Here is a 23,732-nt window from a genome sequence, read left to right on the forward strand (position 1 = left end):
TGCCGATCGTGTATCCGGCGCCTACTGCGCGGGTCCGCTCGCTTCGGTTTGACGCGCGTCGCCGAGGAGGTCGATCCGGAGCGCCTCCGCGATCCGGCTCACCAGCCATGTCTCCGCCCTCGGGTAGCTCCAGCCGAAGTCGTCGACCAGGCGGCGCCAAGACGGGTAGCCCAGGAAGTACGCCAGCACGTCGACCGCGTCGCCGGTCGTTCCCGGTAGGGCGCCCAGGTCCCGCAGACGCGTGGCGACCAAGCCGAGACCGCCGCGAAAGCCCTGCGCGGCGCCGGCCGCGGCGGCCGCGGTCCCCTCGTCGGTGTGTTTCGTGGTGAGCATCAGCTCGAAGATGTCGGCGTACTCCTGAGCGCCGAACCGGGCGGCCGCTACGCAGCCGCGGAGGACTTCGCCGGGGTTCGCGGCCGTGGTGACGCGGTCGGCTGCCTCCTGCAGGCGGGTGTCACCCGCGGCGCTGGAGACCAGCTCGTCCAGCAACCGCGGCTTTCCGCCCACGCTCGCGTACACCGTCGCCGTCGCCACGCGCGCGGCCGCGGCGATCTCCTGGATGGTGGTCGCGGCGTAACCGCGCTCGGCGAACAGCCGGCGCGCGGCGTCGAGGATGGCCTGCCGCGTCTGCGCGGCGGCCTCCCGGCGGCGCGGCGAATTGTACGAGGCGGAGGACACGGCAATGACTATAAGGCAAGCCGGTTGACAAGAACACTACTCTGATCAATATGCGAATCCTCTTGTCGACTGTGCCCGCGCACGGCCACTTGTTCCCCCTGCTGCCGTTGGGGCGGGCCTTGGCTGCACGCGGCCACCAGGTCGGCGTCCTGACCTCCGGTGCCTTGGCACCCGCGGTGGACAACGAGCCTCTCGAGCTGGTCGCCGCGGGCCCGGCCATGGACGCGGTGTTCGCCGAGTCCGCGCGCCGCAGCGGTGACGACGGCACGACGGTGCCCACCTTCGCGATGGTCGCGACCTTGTTCGCCGACGTCCGGGTCGGCCTGGCCGGCGCCGAATCCCTGCGCGCCGCGCGGGAATGGCGGCCGGACGTGGTGGTGCACGAAGCCACCGACCTGATCGGCCCGCTGGTCGCGGCCGCGCTCGACGTCCCGCTGCTGACCCACGCACTCGGCCCCGGCCACCCACCCGAGCTGCTGAAAGCCTTCGCCGAGGCGGCCGCGCCGCGGTGGGCCGAACTCGGTGTCGACGCTCCCGTCGAGGCGGTCGGCGGGAGGTACCTGGACATCTGCCCGCCCGCGCTGCAGTTCCCGGGCTGGCTGCCGCCCGCCGACCGGGTGCCGCTGCGCCCCGAACCGCACACGGTCCTCCCGTCGGGGCCGCCGGTCTTCGACTCGCCCGCCCCGGGACGCGGGCGGGTGCTGGTCACCTTCGGCACGCACTTCACGGCGCCCGAAATCGTTTCGCCGGTTGTGCGGGGACTGACGGGACAGGGCTTCGAGGTCGCGGTCACCGTCGGCCTCGGTCGCTCCGCGGCCGACTACGGCCTCCCGGAGGAGGTGCGGCTGGTCCCGTTCACCCCGATGGCCCGGCTGTTGTCCCATGTGGACGTCATGGTCACGCACGGCGGCGCCGGCAGTGTGCTGTCCGGCCTCTCGCGGGGGCTGCCGCTGGTCGTGGTGCCCCAGGCCGCCGACCAGTTCGTCCAAGCCGAACTCGCCGCCGCCGGCGGCGTGGGGGTCGCCGTCCGCCCGGGCGAGGATCTCGCTGACGCCCTCGAGCGGGCCACCGACCCGGCGGTGCGCGAGCGCGCTCGCTCGGTGGCCGCCGAAATCGCGGCGCTACCGGACGCGGCGGCGCTGGCCGAGTCATTCCCCGCACTGGTGGAGGCGCGCTGATGGCCGATCGGTACAGCGACCCGGACATGGGGTCGTGGAACGCGAAGATCACGGCCGAGTTCCGCGCCGGCCACGGCAAGGTCGGCGGCGTGTTCGCCGACGTCCCGCTGCTGCTACTCACCACCGTCGGCGCGCGCAGCGGCCGCGAGTTCACCACGCCGCTGGGCTACTTGCCCGACGGTGACCGCCGGATCATCTTCGCCACCAACGGCGGTCAGGCGCGTAACCCGGCGTGGTACCACAACCTGCTGGCGCAGCCGCAGGTGCGCATCGAGGTCGGCACCGGAACCCAGATCGAGGAGTACGTCTGCACCGCGACGGTGCTGACCGGCGCCGAACGTGACGCGTTCTGGAACGAGCAGGAGTCCCGCGCGCCGGTCTTCGCCGAGTACAAGAGCAAAACGGATCGGCTGATCCCGGTCATCGCCTTGGCGTAGCGCCGGGACCGGCGTCCTCGAAGAAAGTCCTCGAGGACGCCGGGCGGGTCAGCCCCGGTGCCACTTCTGGTTCGCGCCACCGTGGCAGTCCCACAGGATGAGGGGTGCCCGGTCGTCGCCGTTCCACGCCTTGATGTCGACGCACTTGCCGGACTGCGGGTTCACGAGATCGCCGGCCGGGTTCAAGACGAACTGCTGCGCGGGGTTGCCGCTGCAGGTGGCGACCTGGATGGCCGCGCCGTTCTCACGCGAGCCCCAGGCGACGTCCATGCACATGTTGTTCGGGACGCGCAGTGTGTCGCCGGTGAACGTCCAGTCCTGGGCGACGGTGTTGTTGCAGAAGAACGTTTGCAGGTGGACGCCGTCGGCGAAGTTCCGCTTCGGCACGTCGATGCACTTGCCGTTCCAGTCGCTGATCAGCCGGGTGCCGGACGGGTGCGACCCGCCGCCGGTGAAGCTGTTCAGGGTGATGCCCGCGGCCCGGGGGCTCCCGTCGTTCACCAGGGACTCGAAGTTGCCGACGTCGTCGAAGGCGAACGCGTAGGCCTTGCCGTCGGCCATGCTCGCGTGCACCAGCTTCGCGTACTGGTTGGTCGGGTTGCTCTGGTAGAAGTCGGCGCCGGTGCCGCCGGGCTGGGTGTCGATCCGGCCCAGCGTGCCGCGGTTGAGCGCGGCGCACAGCGTGCGCGCGATCGGGCCGACGACCTGGTCGTTGGGCGCGCCGAGGGCGCCGTCGCAGCCCCAGACGTTCGCCGAGGACGGCTTGGCGAACGACGCCACCTGCCGGCCGCTGCCGTCGGTGAAGTTCATGGTGGTGCCGGACGTGCGGCCGAAGTACTTGGTGTTCGGCTGGTCGCCGAAGGGGACGACGGTCAGCACCTTGCCGGTGTAGGCGTTCCACGCCGACGAGATGTAGGAGTCGAGGTAGCCGCCGCCGAGCTGTCCGGCGTCCGCCGCCTTGCCCGGGGCCAGGACGCGCAGCACCGTGCCGTCCGAGCGGGTCTGGACCGACCCGGCCCAGCCGGGCTGGGTCTTGATGCCGTTGATGACGTTGTCGCGGCCGCCCGGGACCAGCGAGCCGGTCGACCTCACGGCGCCGGATCCCGTGGTCACGCTCACCGTGTGCGGCACGGCGAACATGTCCACTTGGGAGCTGTTGAGCCACAGGCCGGCGTCGTTGTAGGTGAACTCGCTCCAGTCGAACAGGACGTCGCGGTTGGCGTCACCGCCTGCCCAGGGCGCGGGCTGGACCAGACCACCCGGGGCGAGGAAGAACTTCAGGCGCTCGCCGAGGGAGAAGTAGACGCGACCGGAGACGCCGCGGGGAACCTGGATGGTCGTGGTGCCGCCGTTGCCCGGGCCGGGGATGGAGACGTCGGGTGCCGGAGCCGGGGGAGTGCTGCCGGCGCCCCAAGCGGTGAAGCCGCCGGCCGCGTTGACGTATCCCAGCTTGCCGCTGCTCAGGTCCACGCCGAGGACGTAGAGGTGGACCGGGTCCGCGCGACCGGTGTCGTTGGTGATGGACAAGGGGAGGAGCGCGGGGCCGGAGGCCTCGGCGACACCGCCCCACACGGTCGTCGACGCGAACGCCACCAGCGTGACGACGATCGCGGACAGCTTTCTTCGAATGTGCAAAAGTGGCTCCTTTTCCGGTGGAAGGGACCGTATGCAGGCGCGCCGCGCGCGTCCATGGTCCGGGCGCGGACAGGGTTCGTCGGTGCAGCGCGGCTGCCCGGACAGCTGTATGGATGACGTGACAGTGGGTAGCCGCACCGGCCGGGCACCGCATCCCCGCTCCCATGACGTGTTTGCCATGGTGTCGAAGGCGTGGACCGCCCAGGTCGTGGAGCGGCATCTGGACGGGGTGCCTGGGACGGGGCGGGGTGAGCCACGGGCCCTTTCCGGTCGACGGAGTCGAGGGCAGGTTGCACATGGTGCGCGCGACTGGTGATCTCGAGGCCGGTGAGTCGATCGAGCAGGTCCGCGGGCTCGACCGCGTCGATCCGCTCCGGTCCCGGGTCGCCGAACTGGTCGATTCCGGTCAGCGCCTCGACGCGCTCCGGCTGGTGCGGGCATCCGTGCCCGATCTCGGAGCCCAAGGGGCCAAGGAGTACGTCGAGGCGGCGGCCGGCGCGCCGGTTCCCGAGCACATACGCGCTCGCTTGCCGCGACCGCCGGTCAGGCGCCGGGTGTGGTGGCGTCTGTCGGACTCGAACCCGGAGCCATGACCGCCGCCGGCGCCTCCCTGGGGCGCTGGTCCTGACGGCGAGGCAGGCGCTCAGCCGGCCGGCAGCCAAGCTCAGCGGAGCAGCTCAGCGTGGTGAGGCGCGCCAGCCGTGTTCGAGGAGGGCGAACGCGGCTTCGACGGTGCGGGCCGGATCTTCGGAACGGATGGCGAGTGCCGAGGTTTCCAGGGCGAAGTGGGCGAGTGCGGCGCATCCGGGATCGGTTTCGGGGGCGCCGGTTTCGGCGGCGAGGACGTGGCTGAGCGCGTCCTCGTGCCGCATCCACATCCGGTGCCAGTACTCGCTCAGTGCCGGCGTGCCGCGCACGAGGGTCATGAACTCCGACGCCCCGTCGGCAGCGGCGCCGCGCTCGACGCGGGCCACCGTGTGTTCGCGCAGCGCGGCGAGCGCTGAAGTGCCCGGCGCGCGGTCGCGCACGGCGGCGATCAGGGCCTCCTCGATGTCGGCGTCCCGGTCGAAGACGAGGGATTCCTTGCTGGGGAAGTGTTTCTGCAGGGTCGTGGTGGACACGTCGGCGGCGTCGGCGATCTCGCGGACGCCCACGTTGTCGTAGCCGCGTTCGAGGAACAGCCGCAGGGCCGCGTCGGCCAGCGCCTGGCGGGTAGCCGCCTTCTTGCGCTCCCGCCTGCCCATCCCGGTCGTCATGCCTTGACGATACCACTAGTTGTACGGTGTACTCAGTTGTACCGTGTCACTTTTGGGTCGAGGAGTTCCGATGACGGTTCGTGTTCCTGTTCTGATCAGCGGTGGCGGCATTGCCGGACTGACCGCCGCCCTGCTGCTGCGGCGCGAAGGGGTGGATCCGGTGCTGGTCGAGAAGCACGCCGGTGTGTCGCCGCAGCCGAAGGCGCGCCGGTTCAACCCGCGCAGCACCGAAGTGTTCCGCCTGCTCGGACTGGCGGGGGAGGTCGCCGAGGCGAGTGCGCCATTGGCGTCGTTCACCGAGGTCCTGACCGGTCCGACGCTGGCCGCCGCCCGGGTCCGGGAAATGACCGGCACCATGCGGGAACGGCGGCTGCAGCAGGCGAGGATTCCCGAGCTGAGCCCGGGACCGAACGTCTTGTGCCCGCAGGTCGTGCTGGAGCCGATCCTGCGCCGGGCCGCCGAAGAACGGGGCGTGTCCGTGCGGCTGGGCACCGAACTGGTGTCCTTCACCCAAGACGACGGCGGGGTGACCGCGCTGCTGAAGCCGGCGGACGGCGAGCCGTACGAGCTGACCGCGGACTACCTGATCGCCGCCGACGGCGCCCGCAGTCCCATCGGCACGGCACTGGGCATCCCGCGCAGCGGCCACGGTCATCTCGCCGACAACCTCGATCTCTACTTCCGTGCCGATCTCACCGAGCTGGTGCGGGAAAAGCCGTTCAACCTGTGCGAGATCGACAACCCGGTGGCCTCGGGCGCCTTCCTCTCGGTCAACGGCACGGACCGCTGGCTGTTCTCGACGGCCGACTTCCCCGAGGCGCATACGCTCGGCGACGGCGACTGGCACGACCTCCTGCGCATCGTGACCGGCATCCCGGATCTCGAAGTCGAGCTGATCGGCCGGTCGCCCTGGGAGTCGGCGATGCGCGTGGCCGACCGGTTCCGCGACGGCCGCGTGTTCCTGGTGGGCGACGCCGCGCACATGATGCCCCCGATGGCCGCGGCCGGCGCCAACACCGCCATCGCCGACGCGGCCAACCTCGCCTGGAAGCTCGCGGCCGTACTGGCCGGACAGGCGGCGCCCGCCCTCCTCGACACCTACCACGCCGAACGCCGTCCGGCCGGCTACGCGATCGCCGAAGCCTCCAGCACGGTCCGCGGGCACGTCGGCGACATGCTGGCCGCCTTCACCAAGCCCGACAGCCGGCACGACGACCTGCCGGCCACGATGTTCGGCACCCAGTACCCAGAAGGCGCTTTCGTGCCCGACGGCCGCGGCCCCGCGCCCGTCGACCACTACGCCCCGGCGGGCCGTCCCGGCACGCGCGTTCCCCACGCCTGGCTCGACGCCAGGACGTCCACTGTGGACCTCGCCGGGCCCGGCCTGACCCTGCTCACCGGCCCGGACAACGGACGCTGGACCACTGAGGCAGTTCGTCTCGGGTTGCGCCTGGCCACGGTGTCGCACCAGCACTGGCTCGCCGAGGTCTGCCTGCCCGCCGACGGCGCTCTGCTGCTGCGCCCGGACATCATCGTCGCCTGGCACTCGGCATGCGGCACGCCACTCGCCGAGGCAGTGACCCGAGTGCTCGGCACCGTGGCCATCCCCGCATGACGGGCAAATGAGCTCCGGCGGAATCGGCCGCCGGTTGCGATGTGCGGTGCGGTCAGGATCCAGTCGCGCAAATGGCGCCTCTCGATGGCCGCGGCACGAATTCCCGCTCATCGGCATGACCGCGTCGGTCGACGGCCGACGCGAGGGTGACCACACGGGCGAAGTGGTGGCGGGTGGTCAAGGTGCCAGGCTGGTCCGGGTCGAGCAGTTGCCTGACCGATGGGCTTCCGGTGGGGCCACAGGCGGCGTTCTGCGGCGGAAACCGGTCTACCCTGGCGTGGTGGCGAAGGGGGAGCACGCGTTCGGCAGGCCGACTCGGCGTCGGCTGCCGCTTTCTTCGCCGCCCTCGTCGTCGGCCGGGCCTGTGGTTGTCGAGCGCGACAGCGGGCTACCCGCCGGCCCTCCGGATCCGGAGGCCGCCGCGCCGGGGTTGCGGCGGCTGCGGGCCGGCGGGCGGCGCTGGACGTTCGCGCTGCTGGCCGCCGCGACCCTGATCGCGGGGTGCTTCGCGGTGCAGGCCGAGCTGGACCGGGCCGCCGAACTGTTGCTGCGCACGGGCGTGCACAGTGACGGCACCGTGCTGACCGTCCGGCAGCCGAGGAACGGAACCTACCTCGAGGTCGGTTACGCGTTCGGCGGCGTCCGCAAGCGGGTCTGGATCACCCGGACCTCCGATCGCCGGTACGCGGCCGGCGATCACGTAACGGTCGTGACCGACCCCGTCCGTCCGGCCCGGGTCCGCACTTCCGACGAGCCCAACGAAGACCAGGCCACGGGCAGTGCCGGCATCTGGATGCTGATCGCCGGGGTCGTGCTGTTCCCGGTCGCGGTGTTCCGCCGGATCCGCTGGGCGCGGCGCCTGGCCGCGGCCCGCCGCACGGGCTGGTACCCGGCGGAGGTCACGATCGCCCCGGACCGGCGCCTGACCGCCGCCGACCACGGCCCGCCGGACCTGCGGATCAGCTTCCGTGGCGGAACCACCATCAATGCCCGCGGCGCGTATGCGTACGGCGTTGCCGAGCTGGCCGAGCGGCCGCGCCGGGAGGTTCGGGTGGCGGGGGCCGGTGAGAATCTGGCTCTGCTGTTTCCCGCTGGGGTCAAGGGGAAGCGGCCTTACCTGGTCCCCGCCAAGGCCGTGATCGACCGTTGACCCGGGCGTCGCCTCAGCACTCGGTCAGCGGCCGGCAGCGCGCACGAACGAGCCGAGTCCGACTGGTGGCCGACTCCCCGCTGTGAGTGCGTTCATGAAGGGTGTTCGGATGCGTATCCGCGATGGAGCCCGAGGCGACCAGGGAGTGTCCGGCGGGCGACCACTTTCGATGCCACCTACATCACCGGCGCCGAGTTCCCGGTGGACAGCGGCGCGTCCCAGCTCTGATCCCGCTCAGTCCGGCACGACCGGTAGGTGGAACCGCATGCGCAGCCCGTGGTCCAGCGGTTCGGCGGCGACCTGCCCGTCGTGGGTCTCCACCACCTGGCGCACGATCGCCAGACCCAGCCCGGAACCGGGCATCGACCGGGCCTGGGTGGAGCGGTAGAACCGGTCGAACACGAACGGCAGGTCGGCCGCGGGGATACCGGGGCCTTCATCGGTGACCGAGAACTCGCCATCGGCCACGGTGATCGTGATCTCGCCGTCGGGTGGGCTCCACTTCACCGCGTTGTCCACGAGGTTGCCGATGGCCCGTTCGATCGCGTCCGGGTCGACGTGCACGAGGCACGGGGTCAGGGTGGACGTGAACCGAGGGGCCGAGGTTCGCGTGGCGGCCCTGGCGATCACGGTCTTCGCCACCAGGTCGAGCCGGGTGTCCTCGGTGCGGGCGGTGTCTTTGCCGTAACGGGCGAGATCGACCAGGTTGTTGATCAACGACCGCAGTTCCCGGGCCTGGCCGATCGCGTCCTGCACGAGCGCCGGGGCCTCGGGCGCGCGCAGGCCGTCGCCGTCGGCGAGCAGTTCGAGATTGGTGGTGAGGCTGGTCAACGGGGTGCGCAGCTCGTGTGAGGCGTCGGCGACCAGTTGCCGCTGTGCCCGCATGGACGCGTCCAAAGCGGTTGTCATGGCGGCGAAAGCCTGACCGAGGTGGCCGATCTCGTCACGTCCGGTCAGATGGTCGACGGGCGCGGTCAGGTCGTGGGTCGCGGTGATGTGCTCGACGGTCCGGGTGAGCTGCTGGACCGGCCGCAGCACCCGGCGCGCCGCGAGCCGCGCGGTCACCGCGGCCACCAGACCGCCCCCGAGTGTCAGCGCGACCAGCAACGCTGCCAGCGAGGCCAGGATGGCGGTCTGGTCGTCCTGCCGCTGGGCGATCCGCATCAGTCCACCCGGCGGCTTGCCCATCCCGGAGGTGAGGAGGCGGTACTCGACGCCGTTGTAGGTCGTGTCCTGGAAGTACGCGGGCTGCGTGCCGTCGGCGACGTCCGCGTCCCGTTGGGTGATCTCGACGAAGGCCCGGTTCGAGCCGGGATACACCGGGCCGCCGACGAACTGGACCAGCATGCTGCCCAGTTCGACCGGCTCGTCGATGGGAATCTTGTCGCCGGACTCGGCGACCTTCTGCTTGAGCTGGCGGGCGAGGGAATCACCCTCGCCGATGCTCTGCTTCAGCGACGCGTCGACCTGTTGACGCATGATCGACCGCACGGCCGGGTAGACCACCAACGACGCCACGGCGAGCGCCAGCAGCACGACGAGTCCACCCGCGAGGCCAACCCTGGTGCGCAAGGTCATGGTTCTTCCCGTAACACGTATCCCAGGCCGCGCACGGTCTGGATCAGCCGGGGCTCACCGGCGGACTCCAGTTTTCCGCGTAGGTAGGAGATGTAGACCCACAGCTGGTTGGATGCGGGCCCGAAGTCGTAGCCCCACACCGATTCGAAGATCAGCTCGCGGCTCAGCACGCGCTGTGGGTTGCGCAGGAACAACTCCAGCAGCGAGTATTCGGTGCGAGTCAGCTCGATCGCCCGACCGCTGCGCTGCACCCGGCAGGTGGTGGTGTCCATCTCGATGCCGGCGAACCGCAGCACCTCCTGGACCGCGCCGGTGCGCCGCAGCAGGGCTCGCAGCCGTGCCCGCAGCTCGTCCAGCGCGAACGGCTTGACCAGGTAGTCGTCGGCGCCCGCGTCCAGCCCGGCGACGCGGTCCTCGATCAGGTCGCGCGCGGTGAGCATGAGAATCGGCGTCTGGTCGCCGCGGCGGCGCAGCCGTCGGCAGATCTCCAGGCCGTTCGGTTCGGGAACCAGCACGTCCAGCACGATCACCTCGGGCCGCGACCGGCCGAGCTCGTCCAGCGCCTGCACGCCGTCGGCCGCGAGGGACACCTGATAGCCGTCCCGGCGCAGCGCATGCTCCAGCGAGCGGCGGACGGCCTCGTCGTCATCGACTACCAGTACCCGCACGCGCCCAGTATGGAGCACACCACGGTGTCCGGACCGGCTGTTGGCCGGCCCGGACACACCAGCGGAGAGGATCACTTCCCGGTCGACGCCCCATCCTTGGGTTTGCCGCCCTCCTTCTTGGCGAACTCCTCCTTCACCTTGCGCAGCCCGACCAGCAGCCGCTGCGGGGTGGTCCCCAGGCCCTTGGCGATGGCGATGAACACCGGATCCTTGGTGACGTCTTCGCCCTTGCCGCCGACCTTGTCGAGGTCCTTGAACACCTGCCGGGCCCGGTCTTCGCTGATCTTCAGCTCGGCGGCCAGCAGCTTGACCGCCTCGACCGGAACGCCCGCATCCTTACCGGGAACGGGCTTGCCGGGTCCGGGTTTACCGGAGAGTGCCTCCAGCACCTTCTCCGCACGGGCAACCGTGATCTCCAGTTCCTTGGCGAACGCGGCGATGGCCGTGGCCTTGCCGGCTCCGTTGCCCAGAGCGCGTTTCAGGTTGTCCAAGGCGGTGGTCAGCTGCTTGACCGTCACGTGCAAGCTCGCGGCGACTTTGGCGAACTGCTCGTCGTTCGTCCTGCCTTCGTCCTTCTTGTGGTCGAGCTGTGCCGACGACGGAGCCGCCGGAGCCGCTGCCGACGCGGCGGCCGCGCCGGTCACCGCCGTCAGGCCGGCCACAATGGCAGCGGCGGCAAGTCTGGTCCGAATTCCCATGTGTGTCCTCGCTCGATGCAGGGCACCGGCCAATCCGGTGCCGCCCCCACCACACCAACTGCACTTCAGCGGGACTTTCACCCAACTTTGGAATCACCTAAGGAACATCGTCGCAGGGTTCCGACCGCCACTTCCCCGCGCCCATCAACCGAAACCTGCCGCCCTCCGGCGAGCCTACTTCAGGGTCGATGAACAGGTTCGCCGGGCTGAAAGCCGTAGATGACTTCCCTGATCTCTCGAACAGCGACCTTCACTTCGGACTTGGTCGGGAGCGCTGGTGAATAGTGGCGGCCGATCGGTTTGTACATGAGCGTGGCGGGCAGTTCGTCCCCGTTGGGGGACGGGACGGTGTAGCGGATGGGAAGTTCGACGAAGCCGACAGCCCGGAACGGGGCCGGGTCGGTCTTCGGTGCCACTTCGATGTACCAGCCTCGGGTGGTGGGTCGGTCGGCGAGCATCTGGAGCTCGACCTGGGCGATCGTCGGGCGCAGGGCGCCGATGCCGCGCAGGTCGTCGGTGAACAGTCCGTAGCCGCCGAATCCGGCGGTGGTCAGGGTAAAGAACGTGACCAGGCCGGCGACCGCGGACGTGGGTGTGCGTCGTAGCGTCCAGAAATGCAGGGGTACCGGGTATTCCTGGGTGAACTCCGACTCGGGGATGCCGTACTCCGTGGTACCGAAGGCCGTGCGGTAGAGAGCCATCGCGGCGGTCCAGTCGGGGTCCGTCGGCGCGGTCAGTGGCCGCGCGTGCGGGATCGGATGTCCTATGTAGCGCGCGAGGGAGAACATTCCGACGGATCCGAGCGTGGCCAGGTGAGCTGCGAGCGCCTGGAACTCGGGGCAGCGCTCCGGATCCTCCACGCGCATGGCCCAGCGGACGTAGTCGGCCACGGCCGAGCGCACCGTCCGCGGCGTGCACGGCTCGCCGAACGTCTTGCAGATGAGCAGCAGGTTGGTGACCGGTTCCTGGGCTTCGGACAACGCCGGCTGGACGTAGGGCAGGTCCAAACCGCGGAAGCCCCACCGGTCCCAGACCAGCGCGCGATCGGCCGGGTCGAGGTTGTCCGGCGCCCCTGTCGGCAAGAAGGGGTCGTTGATCTCGGCGAACACGTGGGCAAGCGGTGCGCCGGCACCGGCCGTGGCATCCGATTCGAGGACACGTTCGGTCTCGGCGAGGATGGCCCGTCCCACGCCTGCGTTGCGGAACGCGGGAACCACCATCAGGAACTCGATCATTCCGGCATTGGGCCCGGCGAAGTAATCCACTACCGAGCAGCCCACCGTCACACCATTCATCGATGCGAGAATGATGTGGTAATTGTTGTGCCCGTACCAGCCCTGCTCGCGCAGCCGCAGGTACTCGATCATGTTGGCCAGCGATTCCCGCTCGTCGGGGTCGGGAAATTCGGCGGCGTAGTGGTCCTGGTAAAAGACGGTGAGCAGTGCGATGTCGGCGTCGGTGGCGGTGAGGTCGTGGAAGCGGATCAACCGACCAGCACCTCCGGGTATCGCCGATCGATCGGCTGGGGACCCGTCCTGCTCACCTGGTCCTTCTGGTAGCCGGACACGGTGTTCGGGAGCTTGCAGGCCGCATGCGCGACGCGGGCCTTACCGGTGAGAGCAGTACGCATTCGGTCCCGGCGGCCCTCGGCGTCCAGCCGGGTCAGCCAGGACTCGGCGAACAGCAGCTCGCGCATGGACTCGCCGGGCGGGGCAGGGTACCTGATCGGCTCACCACAGCCACATTCGTCGATCGCGCAGGCGAAGCTCAGGATCAGATCGGGGTGCTCGCGCAAGATCGACTCCAGGGACGTGCGCACCTTGCTGGCCAACTGCCGCTTGAGCATCAGGTATGTGGAGTCGTCGGCCACGTTGCCGTGCTCGAAGAACGTCAGCATGTTCTTCCACGGTTCGCTGTGCCTCGGCCGCCCATCGGCGTCGCAGAGAACGATGATCACCCAGATGTAGGCGGAGTAGTAGATGCTCTCTGCCTCACTCGGTGCGTTGATCGGTGCGCTCGCCTCCAGCATGAGCTGGTTCTGTTCGCCGCGCAGTACCTCGGTCTGCGCGCTGCACAGCTTCAGCCGATCGAGTGCGGCCGTCGTCTTGATCACACCGGTGACCTGCCAGCCTTCGGCAAGGACCACGTGCCCGCCGCGGGCTACCCGAGGCGGATGGGGTTCGTCGGCGCTTCGAACGGCGAGCGCAATCGAATTGCTCTCGTCTCCGTAGCCGAGTTGCATGACATTGTGGCCTCCCCAGCGCTTGCACGTACCGAACGGGATGCTCGGACCCCAGGTCAGCCAGCACGTGAACAAAAAAGCCTGAAAACTGCGGATGTCCCCGAGGCTGTCGTCGAGTTCGTCGACGGTCGCGCGGTGGCCTTCGATGAGTTTGGGCCAGTCTTCGTCGTATTTTCCCAGCAGTCCGGAAAGCAACTGCAAGGGCGCCACGAAGGCTTCCTGTACGTGTACCTCGGACATGAAGACTTCCGGGTTTGCGTCGACCTTGGCGTTTTCGGCGAGTCGGACCCGGAAGTAGCCCATGATTTCATCTTGTACGTCCGATATTGCGAAGCAGGTATCCACGACTATCTTGTTCTTGTCGGACTTCCTCATCAGGTTGTCGGCCAGCGAGTCGATCTTGCGATGCCATTCCCGTAGCGATTTCCGGTAGTCCTCCAGGTCCAAGCGAAAATCGGAGCGGCGCCGGTACTCCCAGCGGTCGGGTCGTTCCGGCCGGGGATGCAGCAACTCGGCCTCGACCCGCATGCAAGCCGCTCGGTAGAGCTCCGTGCGCGAGCGGCCGTAGCTGAGGAATGTCAGCACCATCCAGGTTGCCCGAACAAGCCGGGTGATCTTGAACCTTCGATGGATCGTGCGGTTGAGCAGTCGGATCGTGGGTCTGAGGTATGCCAAGAAGACGAAGAGCCCGGCGAGTGTGGGTAGCCCGACCTGGAACAGCGTGTCGACGATCTCCATTTATTCCCCACAACCTATGAGCCTGCTCGGAGACAACGGCTTCCCTGGGACAAGGCGACCCGAATGGTGCGCGTGCGCCGCGGGCAGGCCAGGCTTGGTCTGCTCATGCTCAAGCATCGTGATGACTGTGTCCGTTGTTACAAAATCTTGAACTGATGACTGCTCTCGCAGCTGCCGTCTCGTCTCGCACTTCACGAAAGGAACAGCTGTCGGACGCGCAGTACGCCGGTCAGCATCGGGAGGGCGAACTCGCCGCCGGCGGTTTCGGGCCTGCTCGCGAGGAAAGTCCGGATCCGGCTCAGCGTGACCTCCCGTTCCCGCTCGGCCATGACCAGCACACCCGCACGGGTGGCGAGCGTCGCGACGAGGGAGTCGGCGGTGCGACGCTGCCTGTGCGGGAACTCGGCCTGCTCCAGGGAGCCGAACCCCACACCCGGGCCGGTGCCGAGGGGCAAGCCGGCCGTCGCCGCACGCCAGCTGCGGAGCGTGTCACGCGGGCCGATGACCGCGCTGCCGCTGAACCGCGCGAGACCGGCAACCCAATCGACCCGGTCGTCCATGACGTTCCAGAGACCGGCCAGCACGCCACCGGGTGCGAGAACCCTTGCTATCTCGGGCGCCGCAACGGCCATGTCGAACCAGTGCATGGCGTTGCCGGCCAGCACGGCATCGACGGACGCGTCCGGCAGCGGTATCGCCTCGGCACTACCCGCAAGCGCGCGGACAGCCGGCAATGCGCGGCGTAGCTCGGTCAGCATCGCCGGGTCGGGTTCCACCGCGATGACATCGGTGTCCAGCGCAACCAGCGTGCTGGTCAGCTTGCCGGTTCCGGCCCCGAGGTCCAGCACGCGCGATCCGGGCGCGGGCTCCAGCGCCCACCGCACCGCAGCCGACGCGTAGTCCGGACGGTGCTCGGCGTAGGCACCTGCCGCGGCGCCGAAGGACGAGGCATGGAGGTGCTGAACTTCTGGTCCCATCCAGTCACCCTATTGCCGCTCGTCGGCGTGACCGGACACGGATTTGTCGGTGTTCCTCCGAGAGGTGAGGTCAGCCCTGACGGTGCGGGTCGGTGATGTACAAGGGGTTGCTCTCGGCCAGATCGGTGAGCACCGCCGCTGTGGAGGTCTCGAGCATGCGGGTCTTCTCCCGGCTGGAGACACCCACGGCTTGGAGGAAGGTGACCTTGCCGTTGGGGGTTTGGATGCACCCCAGCTGTGGGTCGAGCGTCAGGGCGTACACGGTCAGCTCACTCGGCGGGGCGTCGGGCAGGTGTGGGTGGCCGGTGATCGGTTGCCGTAGGTCGATGCGGTGTCCGGGTTCGAGGAGGACGTCGTTGGTGTTGACGTGCTTCGCGAGCTGGTTGAGTATCGCAAACGGCCACTCTGGGGGCTCGGTCTCGGTGCCCCGGACGGTGCGGCAGGTGAGTTCGAATCCCCAGCCCGACCATTCCGGGTCGGCTTCAGGGGCTAGCTGGTACAACTCGCTCAAGCCGTAGGTGATGTAGTGCCAATGCCGGTCGGCCGGGTACGCCGAGCAGCCCTGGAGGCCTGCTCCCTGGAACCCTCGCGGCGGGAAGTAGCCGACGTGCCGTGGCTCCACGTCGGGGTACAGCTGGGCCAGAGCCGCGTCAATGGCGTCCCAGCCCGGTGCGTCCTCGGTCTCCGTCACCTCGGCATCATCGCCGACAGCCTTTGCGCCCCTCCCGGCGCACTCGACTCGGCAGAGCCGGATGTCCACGATTGCTCGACCAGCGGCCTGGCCGACGCCGATCGCACGGTGGCTCGGGCGGCGTTGCACGGCAGTGATCGACCGTCTTCAGCGCCAGCCGAGGTCGGCCAGCTGTTTCTCCGCATTTCTCGGGGGCCAGACGGTCACCTTGTCCAACCGGCCTGACGCGGTTCGGAATTTGAGGCCGCGGCCGAACGGGAGGCCTACCCACGACAGTCCGATGACCTCGGCGCGAGTGATCCGGATCGGTTCGACGTGGCGGACGCGCAGCTCGATTTGGCTGCGGCTGACCAGCAGGCTGGCGTATGGCCACGTTGCGTTGAGGTGGTTCACCGAGGCTCCGCCCCGAAGGACGAGGTCGTAGTCCTCGTCCCGCAGCGCGGCGAACTGACGTGCGTGAGCCGGGTTCGGCGGCGGGACCCGACCGAAACCTTCGAATTTCTCCGGCCAGCGAAACCTGATGACCAGCATCACCACGGCAAGAGCCCCGAACACCAGCAGGGCGATCCCTTCGCCAGGTCTCATCGGCGTCCCTCCTGCATCGCCGGTGAAGCCGAGATGCTTCCCGGATGATCATTGATTCCTGTTCCGGACAAGATCGTGCGTCACCGTCCCTCAATGCCGGCGAGTCAGCCACCACAAACACAAGGCCGCCTCGGGCAGCCAGGACCTCGACGACGTCATGCCTCCAGCACGCCAGCAAGGCCGCCACGGTTGCCCGGCGGCCCGAAAACGCTTGCGCCGACGTCTTTGCCCAGGCCTTGCCGAAGGTGTCCGCGTAACGCGCGGTGAGTGTGGCGGCAAACGGGTCGCGAGTCGAGGACGACCTGGATACCCTGCCAGTCCTATGCCGTGTCGAGCGGGAGGGCGGAGGCGATTCCAGTGCATGAGCGCGCAATCATCATCAACGAGCTGGCGCAGGGCCGGCGCTCGACCGCGTTCGGTGTCGGTTGGTTCAGTGCTGTGGCAGGTAGCGAGCAGCTCGCCGTACTGGAGGAGATCGCCGGCTACTGCATTCAGGCACGGGCGACCACCGACGACGTTCAGGAAGCAATTCGGCGAGCGGAGCTGAAGCCCACCTACACGCCGGCCGTCCTGGCGGTACGCGGCCCCGTGCACGTGCAACTGCCGAAGATCACGATTCTCCCTGCCGCCGAGCGGGTCAAGGCGTTCCGCTTACTGATCGCGCTGCTCGGCATCGCCGACGGGCGGCGGCGTGCCGTGTTCTGCAGTCAGGGCTGCAGTCATTCTTGGCATCGGCTGGGTTCCACGCTCGCAGGCTGAGCTGCCGAAGTGGGCCGTTGGAACTCGCCCTCGGCGGCCTGAGCGTGTTCGGAATGATCTCGCGGATGTCACAGCGACCAGTTGTGTAGCCTCGGCAGCTATGAGCTGGCTGCCCGACGATTTCGTCCACCCGGTCTACACGCCCGTGCCCGACACCGGGCTTCACCTGCGGCCGATCCGGGAGGCGGACACCGCTCTCGATTACCCGGCTGTGATGGGCTCTCGGGAGCGGTTGTGGGGGATCTTCGGTCCGGCCTGGTCTTGGCCCAAGGAGTCGATGACGTTCGAGGAGGACCGCCTCGACCTGTTGCGGCACGAGAAGGAGATAGCCGCGCATCAGTCGTTCAACTACGCGCTGCTGGACGAAGAGGAGACCGCGATCCTCGGTTGCGTGTACATCGACCCGCCCGAGCGCACCGGTTCCGACGGCGAGGTGGCGTGGTGGGTGGTGGACGACCTCGTCGGTAGCGAAGTGGAGCAAGCGCTCGACGCGCTGGTACCGCAGTGGATCGCCGCCGACTGGCCCTTCCGGCGGCCCCGCTTTCTGGGTCGCGACATCGACTGGCAGGACTGGCTCGCGCTGCCGCCCATCTCGTGACACATCCGAAGCGGTAGCTGGATCGCGCCCCGCTGAAGTTCCTCGCATCGTTGTGTGGTCCTTGTTTTGTCCAGTGGGAAGCGGCCATTCGAGTGAGAACAGCCCATCGGAGTGTGAACCACGTTCATCATTGTCCGAACGGTGATCTCGTGCGGGACCGGCGGGGGCAGGGTGATGACGAAATCGACGGCAGCGGTTCACCGTACGATCGTCGTGGTCGACGTCGAGGGGTTCGGCGCGTGGCAACGGACGAATCACCACCAGCTCGCGGTCCGGCGCGGGCTCTACAGCTGCCTGCGGACCTCCTTCGACAGCGCCGGCATCCCTTGGGAATCCTGTGAAAAGGAAGACCGCGGTGACGGCGTCTTCGTTCTCGCGCCGCCGGAAGTGCCGAAAAGCCTGTTCGTGGAGTCACTTCCCGCCCGGGTGGTGGACGCATTCGCGGAGCACAACCGCCTGCACGGGCCCGAAGCCCGCATCAGGTTGCGGCTCGCGGTGCACGCGGGAGAAATCAACTACGACGACCACGGCGTCACAGCCGCGTCCGTGAACCTGACGTTTCGCCTCGTGAACTCTTCCGAGTTGAGGGCCGCTCTGGCAGGGTCGCGGGGCATTCTCGCACTCATCGCGTCGCACTGGTTCTTCGACGAGGTGGTGCGGCACAGCATCACCGCCAGGCCTGGCACTTACCGAAATGTGACTGTCTCGGCCAAAGAGACCGTCACTTCGGCGTGGATCGCCCTGCCGGACAACCCCTACCGCGACATCGTCGACCCAGCGAGACAGCCAAGTCCCGCAGCGGGCGCCGAACGCCGAGTGCTGCCTGTACCCCGGCATCTCCCGGCGAGCACCGCCCACTACACCGGCCGCGTCGCCGACATCGCCAAGCTCGACTCGTTGCTTGTCGAGCCCGGGGCGAGCGGGCCCGGAGAGACCTCGATATTCCTGATCGTCGGCGCCGCCGGTATGGGCAAGACCGCGCTGGCCGTGCACTGGGCACACGCTGTGAGAAGCCAGTTCACCGACGGCGACATCTACATCGATCTGCACGGCTACGACCCGGTCGCGCCCACACCGCTCGAGCAGATCCTGGAACGGGTGCTCAGAGCGCTGGGTGTCACCACCCGGAACATGCCGGCGGACCTCGAGGGACAGGCGGCGCTCTACCGCTCATTGCTGGCCGACCGGCGTGTACTGATCGTCCTCGACAACGCCGCCACACCAGAGCAAGTCCGCCCGTTGCTCCCCGGATCGGCCACGTGCCGAGTGCTCATCACCAGCCGCCACCGGATGTCCGGTCTGGTCGCCCGGGAGGGCGCCGCCCGGTTGACCCTCGATCCGCTTCACCCGACGGAGGCGTACTCCCTCCTGGAGCAAATCGTCGGTGAAGACCGGGTCGCGGCCGAGGGTGCTGCGGCTGCCGAGATCACGCGCGCGTGCGCATACCTTCCGCTCGCGCTGCGCATCGCCGCCGAACGCGTCGCCGCGCACCCCAGACTCACCCTTGCCGAACTCGCTCGCCAACTGTCCGGCGAACGCGACCGGCTCGACCTGTTGGCCGCGGACGACGACGAGAGCACGGCCGTGCGCGTCGTGTTCTCCTGGTCCTACCGGGCGCTGCCGCCGGCCGTTTCCCACGTGTTCCGCTTGCTCGGCCTGCACTCCGGGCCGGACATCTCGATCCCGGCTGCCGCGGCGCTGACCAACCTCACCATCGAGCAGGCTCGGCGCAACCTCGACGCCCTCGCCAGCGTGCACCTCGTGGAGGAGGTCGACCACAACCGCTACCGTCTCCACGACCTGCTTCGGTTGTACGCCGCGGAACGCGCCGGCGAGGACGAAACCGAAGCCGACCGCGGTGACGCCAAACTGCGTCTGCTGACGTGGTACCTGCATTCCGCCGACGCCGCCGATCGTCAACTCGCGCCACTTCGACGACATGCGCCGCTCGGCGAACCACCCGCCGGCTGCTGTCCGCTGACCTTCGAAACCCAGGGGCGGGCTTGGCAGTGGTGCGAGGCGGAACGCCTCAACCTCGTCGCCGCGACTCGACAGGCCTCGGCCGAGTCGCACCTGGACATCGCTTGGCAGCTCCCGACCGCGTTGTGGGGCTATTTCACGCTGCGGACTCCCTGGGTCGACTGGATCAGTGCCTACCGCATCGGGCTCGCCGCGGCTGAGCAGCAGGCCGAACGGAGCGGATACGCTTGGCTGCTCGCGGGTCTGGGAATCGCCTACCGCAACCTCCGCCGGTACGACGACGCGATCGACAGCTTCGAGCGCGCACTCGCTATCTGGCGCGAACTCGGCGACCGTTACGCCGAGGCGTGGACCCTGGGAAGCCTGAGCATCACCTTGTGGGAACTGGAGCGGTTCACCGATGCCTTGGCCCGTTCCCAGGATGCGCTCACGCTGTTTCGCGCAGTGGACAGCCCCCACGGCGAGAGCGTGGCCCTGCACTGCTTCGGCGACGCCTGCCGCGGTCTCGGACGGTACGTCGAGGCGATCGATTATCTCCAGCAGGCACTGCACTTGCGACGTCGGAGCGGCGACCCGGGCGGTGAATCCCAGATCCTCAAAAGCCTCGGGGACACCTACCGGGACCTCGACGAACTCGACAAGGCCGAAGAGCACTACCGGCAGGCGCTCGGGATGTGGCGTGAGGTCGGCGACCGCTGGAGCGAAGCGAGGAGCCTCACCTCCATCGGTGACATAGCGAAGATCCTCGGCAACATCGACACGGCGGTCGAATGCTGGCGTCAGGCACTGGCGATCTGCGAGGAACTCGGTGCCCCACAGACCGCGGAGATCCACGCCCGGCTGAACCACGAGGCGAACGCACCTTCGGACAAGAGCCACTGAACTGACGACAAGGCTTCGCCCACGTAACACGCCGTTCCGGTGCGCGCGACCGCGAGCGAGCCCCGGCGTCGGCCTGCCGCACCGGTGGCGCCGATGACCAGGATCCTCATAGGACGGTGGCGCCGCTCGGTTGGGGCTCAATGGTCTCGGCGAGGTACGTGCGCAGCGTTCGGACGAGCCAGTCCGGGGCTTCCTCGGCGACGAAGTGACCGGTGGGGGCGATCAGGCCCGTCAGGTTCTCGACGTGGGGCCGCAGCGCCTCCGTCGTCTGCTCGCCGACGGAGTCCCGGCCACCGATGGACAGCACCGGGACGGTCACCGGATGCTCGGCGAGGGCCGCCAGGTTCTCCCGGCCGTCGTCGAGCAGCGTGCGGTAGTGCCCGAAACCGCCGCGGAGACGGTCGCGTCCGCGATAGGCATCGGCGTAGAAGGCGAGTTCGGAGTCGGTGAACGTCGGCTTCGCGCTCAGGGCGGTGAACGTCGCCGTGATGAACTCCAGTTCGTGACCGTCGAACAGCATCTCCGGGATGTGCGGGGTCATGAAGAAGCCGAAGTGCCAGGAGCCGCCGGTGACGACGTTCATCGACTCCTCCAGATCGACCCCGGGCAGGAAGGCGTCGAGCAGCACGACCGCGGCGAGGTCCTCGGGCCGGTGCAGGGCCCAGGCGAAGGCAATCATGCTGCCGATGTCGTGGCCGACCACCACGGCCGGTCCGGTCAGCCCGAGCGCGGTGATCAGACCGCGGATGTCGTCGGCCTGGTTGGTCTTGGTGTAGCCGTCGACCGGACGCTCGCTGGCGCCGCTGCCACGCAAGTCGGGCACGAGCACGGTGTGGTGCTCGGCCAGGGCCGGCATGACTTTCGCCCACGCGCGGCCCGTCTGGGGCCAGCCGTGCACCAGGACCACCAGCGGCCCGCTACCGCCGACCGCGGCGGACAACCGGACGCCGTTGGTGTGCGCGGTACGGATTTCGAAGCCCGGGGGCAACCACGCGGGGTCGGTACCGGAAAGGGACATGAGGCGGTACTCCTGTTCGGGGCGGGGCGGGGCGGGGCGGGGCGGGGCGGGGCGGGTGTCAGGCGGGCAGGGCGCTGGGCTCCCCGCCGTTGGCGACGATGACGGTGCCGTTGATGTAGCTGCTGTCGGAGTCCACGAGGAAGCCGACGACACGGGCGATCTCGTCCGGTTCGCCGATCCGCTCGCGGAGGTTGGCCCGGCCGAGCATCTCGACGTCGTCGCCGAGCATCGCGGTGGTTCCCGCGGTGCGGACCGGCCCGGGGGAGACGCCGTTGACGCGGACGCCGCGCGCGCCGAACTCGGTGGCCCAGGAGCGGGTCAGCAGTTCGACAGCGGCTTTCGAAGCGCCGTAGGCGGAGCCGATCGGCGCGGGGGACGTGGCGGCGGTCGAGGTGATGTTGACGATGGATCCGTGCCCGCGCGCGGCCATGCCGGAGGCCAGCGCCGCGACGAGCAGGAACGGGGCTCGGGTGTTGACCGCGAACTGCCGGTCGAAGCTCTCGGCAGTGGTGTCGGGAGTGTTCGTGAAGGCATAGATCCCGGCGTTGTTCACGAGGATGTCGATCTCCCCGGCCTCCTCGGCCAGGGCCCGGACCTCCTCGGTTTTCGTCAGGTCCGCGGTCACGAACCGCGCGGTGCCACCGTCCTCGGTGATCTCCTTCACCAATTGGGCACCGCGTTCGGGGTCGCGGCCGTGGGCGATCACGTCGATCCCGCTGGCCGCCAGGTGCAGGGCGACGGCACGGCCGATGCCCGCGGTCGCGCCGGTCACCAAGGCCGTGCGCCCGCGCTGTTCAGTGGTGGTCATGGCTTGAACCTCATTTTCTGGGTTGTCCCATCCAGAAACGTAGTGGCAAAAAATGGATGGCGCAACCCAGTCTTCGGTAGGCTGTGGGGGTGACCGAGACGGCGAAGCCACGACGTTTGACCCCGAAGGGGCGGGCCACCAGGAACCGGATCATCGAAGCCGCGACCGAGCTGGTCGCCCGGCACGGCGTGGCGGGCACCGGCATCGACGAGGTCCGCGCCGCCGCGGGAGTGAGTGGTTCGCAGCTGTACCACTACTTCGACAGCAAACAGGCCCTGATCCGGGCGGTGATCACCCGTCAGGCCGACGCCGCACTCGACGCCGGGGAGCCCCGTATCGGCGCGCTGGACAGCTTCGAGGCACTACGCGCCTGGGCGGACGCCGCGATCGAACGCCAGCTCGAGAACGAGTGCCGCGGCGACTGCAGCCTCGGCTCCCTCGCCGGCGAACTGAGCACCAGCGACGAGGAATCCCGCACCGACATCGCCGACGGATTCCTGCGCTGGAAGGCCCTGATCCTCAACGGCCTGCAGGCCATGCGCGATCGCGGCGAACTGCGTGCCGACACCGATCTCGACGAGCTCTCTTTCGCACTATTGACGGCGCTGCAGGGCGGAGTTCTGCTCTCCCAGACCATCCGCCACATCCAGCCGTTGGAAGCATCGATGAACGCCGCGCTGGCCTACGTCCGGTCTTTTGCCCCGGGAGCCCGGTCGCCGGGCAGCGGGTGAAAGCCGCCGGCCACCGCGGCAGCGGGTATGGCCGTGCCGGAGGCTAGGCTGGCGCCCCGATGACCAGGGGCCGGTTCGCGGCCGTGCGCGAGGAGCCGCCGTCATGCCCGCCGATCGCGTCGCGGCCAGTACCCGCCATCCCCGCCACCAGCGCCGCGGTGAGGCCCGCTTGCCCGCCGCCGTCGCGACGCTCGTGGCCATCGCGCTCTACCTGGCGCTGCCGGAACAACTGCTGGTCGCTCCCCGGTTCGTGGTACCCGCGCTGGAGATCCTGCTGCTGGTGCCGCTGATCGCGATCAACCCGCGGCGCGTCACCCGGCAGACCCGGCTTTCCCGTGTCCTGTCCCTGACGCTGGTCGCGGTCATCGGCGTCACCAACCTGGGCGCGCTGGCGCTGCTGATCCACGACCTGGTCGCCGGCGCGGCCGACAGCGGCCAGGCCCTGCTGCTGGGTGCGCTGCAGGTGTGGCTGACCAACGTGATCGCGTTCGGGCTGGCCTACTGGGAGCTGGACCGCGGCGGCCCGGTGAAGCGCACCCAGTCCGGCCGCGCCGACCTGCCGCTGGCCGATTTCCGGTTCTCCCAGGACGAGAACGCCGACACCGTCGAGGAGGTCGCCGAGGGTTCCAGCGTCAAGTCCGACTGGGTGCCGGCCCTGCTGGACTACCTGTACGTGTCGGTGACCAACTCGACGGCGTTCAGCCCGACCGACACGATGCCGCTGTCGTCGCGGGCGAAGGTGCTGATGGCGGTGCAGAGCGTCGCGGCGCTGCTGACGTCCTTGCTGGTCATCGCCCGCGCGGTCAGCGTGCTGAAGTAACGGGATGAGC

23 protein-coding genes are annotated in these 23,732 nt (G+C 69.0%); 10 read left to right on the top strand and 13 right to left on the bottom strand.

The features are described 5' to 3' along the window. Positions 1-21 precede the first annotated feature (21 nt). Positions 22-678, bottom strand: a complete 657-nt coding sequence (locus AA23TX_RS11915; RefSeq protein WP_196425288.1) for a TetR/AcrR family transcriptional regulator — start codon at positions 676-678, stop codon at positions 22-24. 50 nt (positions 679-728) lie between these two features. Between AA23TX_RS11915 and AA23TX_RS11920 the strand changes: the two genes are divergently transcribed. Together AA23TX_RS11920 and AA23TX_RS11925 are read left to right on the top strand one after the other, a co-directional pair. Continuing rightward, positions 729-1,856 (top strand): glycosyltransferase, encoded by a 1,128-nt coding sequence (locus tag AA23TX_RS11920; protein ID WP_155542596.1) that lies wholly within the window; start codon positions 729-731, stop codon positions 1,854-1,856. After that, the gene (locus AA23TX_RS11925) at positions 1,856-2,293 is read left to right on the top strand and encodes a nitroreductase/quinone reductase family protein (protein WP_230862433.1); all 438 of its coding nucleotides are present in this window, start codon (positions 1,856-1,858) and stop codon (positions 2,291-2,293) included. Before AA23TX_RS11920 ends, AA23TX_RS11925 begins: the two co-directional genes overlap by 1 nt. 48 nt (positions 2,294-2,341) lie before the next feature. On the opposite strand, the gene AA23TX_RS11930 is transcribed toward AA23TX_RS11925, so the two are convergent. Then, positions 2,342-3,928, bottom strand: coding sequence for a beta-1,3-glucanase family protein (locus AA23TX_RS11930; RefSeq protein ID WP_230862434.1), 1,587 nt, complete (start codon positions 3,926-3,928; stop codon positions 2,342-2,344). Between the two features lie 296 nt (positions 3,929-4,224). On the opposite strand from AA23TX_RS11930, the gene AA23TX_RS11935 reads away from it, so the two are divergent. Further along, positions 4,225-4,521, top strand: a complete 297-nt coding sequence (locus tag AA23TX_RS11935; RefSeq protein ID WP_155542598.1) for a hypothetical protein — start codon at positions 4,225-4,227, stop codon at positions 4,519-4,521. Positions 4,522-4,605: 84 nt separating this feature from the next. On the opposite strand, the gene AA23TX_RS11940 is transcribed toward AA23TX_RS11935, so the two are convergent. Then, positions 4,606-5,184 carry a TetR/AcrR family transcriptional regulator gene (locus AA23TX_RS11940; protein ID WP_155542599.1) on the bottom strand — a complete coding sequence of 193 codons (579 nt, stop codon included), beginning with the start codon at positions 5,182-5,184 and terminating at the stop codon, positions 4,606-4,608. Between the two features lie 70 nt (positions 5,185-5,254). On the opposite strand from AA23TX_RS11940, the gene AA23TX_RS11945 reads away from it, so the two are divergent. Both AA23TX_RS11945 and AA23TX_RS11950 read left to right on the top strand, forming a co-directional pair. Further along, on the top strand, positions 5,255-6,799 hold the full coding sequence (locus AA23TX_RS11945; RefSeq protein ID WP_155542600.1) for an FAD-dependent monooxygenase: 1,545 nt from the start codon (positions 5,255-5,257) through the stop codon (positions 6,797-6,799). A 280-nt stretch (positions 6,800-7,079) separates the two neighbouring features. Further along, complete coding sequence (locus tag AA23TX_RS11950) at positions 7,080-7,949, top strand: hypothetical protein (protein ID WP_155542601.1); 870 nt, start codon at positions 7,080-7,082, stop codon at positions 7,947-7,949. A gap of 234 nt (positions 7,950-8,183) precedes the next feature. On the opposite strand, the gene AA23TX_RS11955 is transcribed toward AA23TX_RS11950, so the two are convergent. From AA23TX_RS11955 to AA23TX_RS11990, 8 genes are all read right to left on the bottom strand, one after another. Then, positions 8,184-9,527: a sensor histidine kinase gene (locus tag AA23TX_RS11955; protein WP_155542602.1), complete on the bottom strand. Its 1,344-nt coding sequence runs from the start codon at positions 9,525-9,527 to the stop codon at positions 8,184-8,186. Continuing rightward, positions 9,524-10,195, bottom strand: coding sequence for a response regulator transcription factor (locus AA23TX_RS11960; protein WP_155542603.1), 672 nt, complete (start codon positions 10,193-10,195; stop codon positions 9,524-9,526). The genes AA23TX_RS11955 and AA23TX_RS11960 overlap by 4 nt, the downstream gene beginning before the upstream one ends. A 71-nt stretch (positions 10,196-10,266) precedes the next feature. Then, positions 10,267-10,857 (bottom strand): hypothetical protein, encoded by a 591-nt coding sequence (locus AA23TX_RS11965; RefSeq protein WP_230862435.1) that lies wholly within the window; start codon positions 10,855-10,857, stop codon positions 10,267-10,269. 215 nt (positions 10,858-11,072) lie between these two features. Continuing rightward, positions 11,073-12,380: a GNAT family N-acetyltransferase gene (locus AA23TX_RS11970; protein WP_196425289.1), complete on the bottom strand. Its 1,308-nt coding sequence runs from the start codon at positions 12,378-12,380 to the stop codon at positions 11,073-11,075. Continuing rightward, positions 12,377-13,873 (bottom strand): hypothetical protein, encoded by a 1,497-nt coding sequence (locus AA23TX_RS11975; RefSeq protein ID WP_155542605.1) that lies wholly within the window; start codon positions 13,871-13,873, stop codon positions 12,377-12,379. Before AA23TX_RS11975 ends, AA23TX_RS11970 begins: the two co-directional genes overlap by 4 nt. 191 nt (positions 13,874-14,064) lie before the next feature. Further along, positions 14,065-14,850 (bottom strand): class I SAM-dependent methyltransferase, encoded by a 786-nt coding sequence (locus AA23TX_RS11980; protein WP_155542606.1) that lies wholly within the window; start codon positions 14,848-14,850, stop codon positions 14,065-14,067. 70 nt (positions 14,851-14,920) lie between these two features. Further along, positions 14,921-15,541, bottom strand: coding sequence for a suppressor of fused domain protein (locus AA23TX_RS11985; RefSeq protein WP_155542607.1), 621 nt, complete (start codon positions 15,539-15,541; stop codon positions 14,921-14,923). A 147-nt stretch (positions 15,542-15,688) separates the two neighbouring features. Continuing rightward, positions 15,689-16,126 carry a hypothetical protein gene (locus AA23TX_RS11990; protein ID WP_155542608.1) on the bottom strand — a complete coding sequence of 146 codons (438 nt, stop codon included), beginning with the start codon at positions 16,124-16,126 and terminating at the stop codon, positions 15,689-15,691. 357 nt (positions 16,127-16,483) lie between these two features. Between AA23TX_RS11990 and AA23TX_RS11995 the strand changes: the two genes are divergently transcribed. The 3 genes from AA23TX_RS11995 to AA23TX_RS12005 all read left to right on the top strand — a co-directional run bounded on the left by AA23TX_RS11995 (position 16,484) and on the right by AA23TX_RS12005 (position 20,345). Continuing rightward, entirely contained in the window at positions 16,484-16,885 is a 402-nt protein-coding gene (locus tag AA23TX_RS11995) for a DUF5958 family protein (protein WP_155542609.1), read from the top strand. A 100-nt stretch (positions 16,886-16,985) separates the two neighbouring features. Then, positions 16,986-17,483 carry a GNAT family N-acetyltransferase gene (locus AA23TX_RS12000; protein ID WP_155542610.1) on the top strand — a complete coding sequence of 166 codons (498 nt, stop codon included), beginning with the start codon at positions 16,986-16,988 and terminating at the stop codon, positions 17,481-17,483. Between the two features lie 174 nt (positions 17,484-17,657). Then, positions 17,658-20,345: an ATP-binding protein gene (locus tag AA23TX_RS12005; protein WP_196425290.1), complete on the top strand. Its 2,688-nt coding sequence runs from the start codon at positions 17,658-17,660 to the stop codon at positions 20,343-20,345. Between the two features lie 106 nt (positions 20,346-20,451). Here the strand turns inward: AA23TX_RS12005 and AA23TX_RS12010 are convergent, their stop codons facing one another. Further along, positions 20,452-21,363 carry an alpha/beta fold hydrolase gene (locus AA23TX_RS12010; RefSeq protein WP_155542612.1) on the bottom strand — a complete coding sequence of 304 codons (912 nt, stop codon included), beginning with the start codon at positions 21,361-21,363 and terminating at the stop codon, positions 20,452-20,454. A gap of 58 nt (positions 21,364-21,421) precedes the next feature. Next, positions 21,422-22,171, bottom strand: a complete 750-nt coding sequence (locus tag AA23TX_RS12015) for an SDR family NAD(P)-dependent oxidoreductase (protein ID WP_155542613.1) — start codon at positions 22,169-22,171, stop codon at positions 21,422-21,424. An 89-nt stretch (positions 22,172-22,260) separates the two neighbouring features. On the opposite strand from AA23TX_RS12015, the gene AA23TX_RS12020 reads away from it, so the two are divergent. Next, a complete protein-coding gene (locus tag AA23TX_RS12020) occupies positions 22,261-22,902 on the top strand; it encodes a TetR/AcrR family transcriptional regulator (RefSeq protein WP_155542614.1) in 642 nt (213 codons plus the stop codon). Positions 22,903-23,005: 103 nt separating this feature from the next. Next, positions 23,006-23,722, top strand: coding sequence for a DUF1345 domain-containing protein (locus tag AA23TX_RS12025; protein ID WP_155542615.1), 717 nt, complete (start codon positions 23,006-23,008; stop codon positions 23,720-23,722). The last annotated feature ends 10 nt before the right edge of the window (positions 23,723-23,732 follow it).

The organism is Amycolatopsis camponoti (genome assembly GCF_902497555.1).
GTDB classification, from domain to species: Bacteria; Actinomycetota; Actinomycetes; order Mycobacteriales; family Pseudonocardiaceae; genus Amycolatopsis; species Amycolatopsis camponoti.

Excerpts from the sequence above, each read along its gene's own strand:
- AA23TX_RS11980 (WP_155542606.1), bottom strand. The coding sequence starts at position 14,850 with ATGGGACCAGAAGTTCAGCACCTCCATGCCTCGTCCTTCGGCGCCGCG.
- AA23TX_RS11975 (WP_155542605.1), bottom strand. The coding sequence starts at position 13,873 with ATGGAGATCGTCGACACGCTGTTCCAGGTCGGGCTACCCACACTCGCC.
- AA23TX_RS12000 (WP_155542610.1), top strand. The coding sequence starts at position 16,986 with ATGAGCTGGCTGCCCGACGATTTCGTCCACCCGGTCTACACGCCCGTG.
- AA23TX_RS11925 (WP_230862433.1), top strand. The coding sequence starts at position 1,856 with ATGGCCGATCGGTACAGCGACCCGGACATGGGGTCGTGGAACGCGAAG.
- AA23TX_RS12015 (WP_155542613.1), bottom strand. The coding sequence starts at position 22,171 with ATGACCACCACTGAACAGCGCGGGCGCACGGCCTTGGTGACCGGCGCG.
- AA23TX_RS11990 (WP_155542608.1), bottom strand. The coding sequence starts at position 16,126 with ATGAGACCTGGCGAAGGGATCGCCCTGCTGGTGTTCGGGGCTCTTGCC.
- AA23TX_RS11920 (WP_155542596.1), top strand. The coding sequence starts at position 729 with ATGCGAATCCTCTTGTCGACTGTGCCCGCGCACGGCCACTTGTTCCCC.
- AA23TX_RS11945 (WP_155542600.1), top strand. The coding sequence starts at position 5,255 with ATGACGGTTCGTGTTCCTGTTCTGATCAGCGGTGGCGGCATTGCCGGA.
- AA23TX_RS12025 (WP_155542615.1), top strand. The coding sequence starts at position 23,006 with ATGCCCGCCGATCGCGTCGCGGCCAGTACCCGCCATCCCCGCCACCAG.
- AA23TX_RS11940 (WP_155542599.1), bottom strand. The coding sequence starts at position 5,184 with ATGACGACCGGGATGGGCAGGCGGGAGCGCAAGAAGGCGGCTACCCGC.
- AA23TX_RS12010 (WP_155542612.1), bottom strand. The coding sequence starts at position 21,363 with ATGTCCCTTTCCGGTACCGACCCCGCGTGGTTGCCCCCGGGCTTCGAA.
- AA23TX_RS12005 (WP_196425290.1), top strand. The coding sequence starts at position 17,658 with ATGACGAAATCGACGGCAGCGGTTCACCGTACGATCGTCGTGGTCGAC.
- AA23TX_RS11935 (WP_155542598.1), top strand. The coding sequence starts at position 4,225 with ATGGTGCGCGCGACTGGTGATCTCGAGGCCGGTGAGTCGATCGAGCAG.
- AA23TX_RS11955 (WP_155542602.1), bottom strand. The coding sequence starts at position 9,527 with ATGACCTTGCGCACCAGGGTTGGCCTCGCGGGTGGACTCGTCGTGCTG.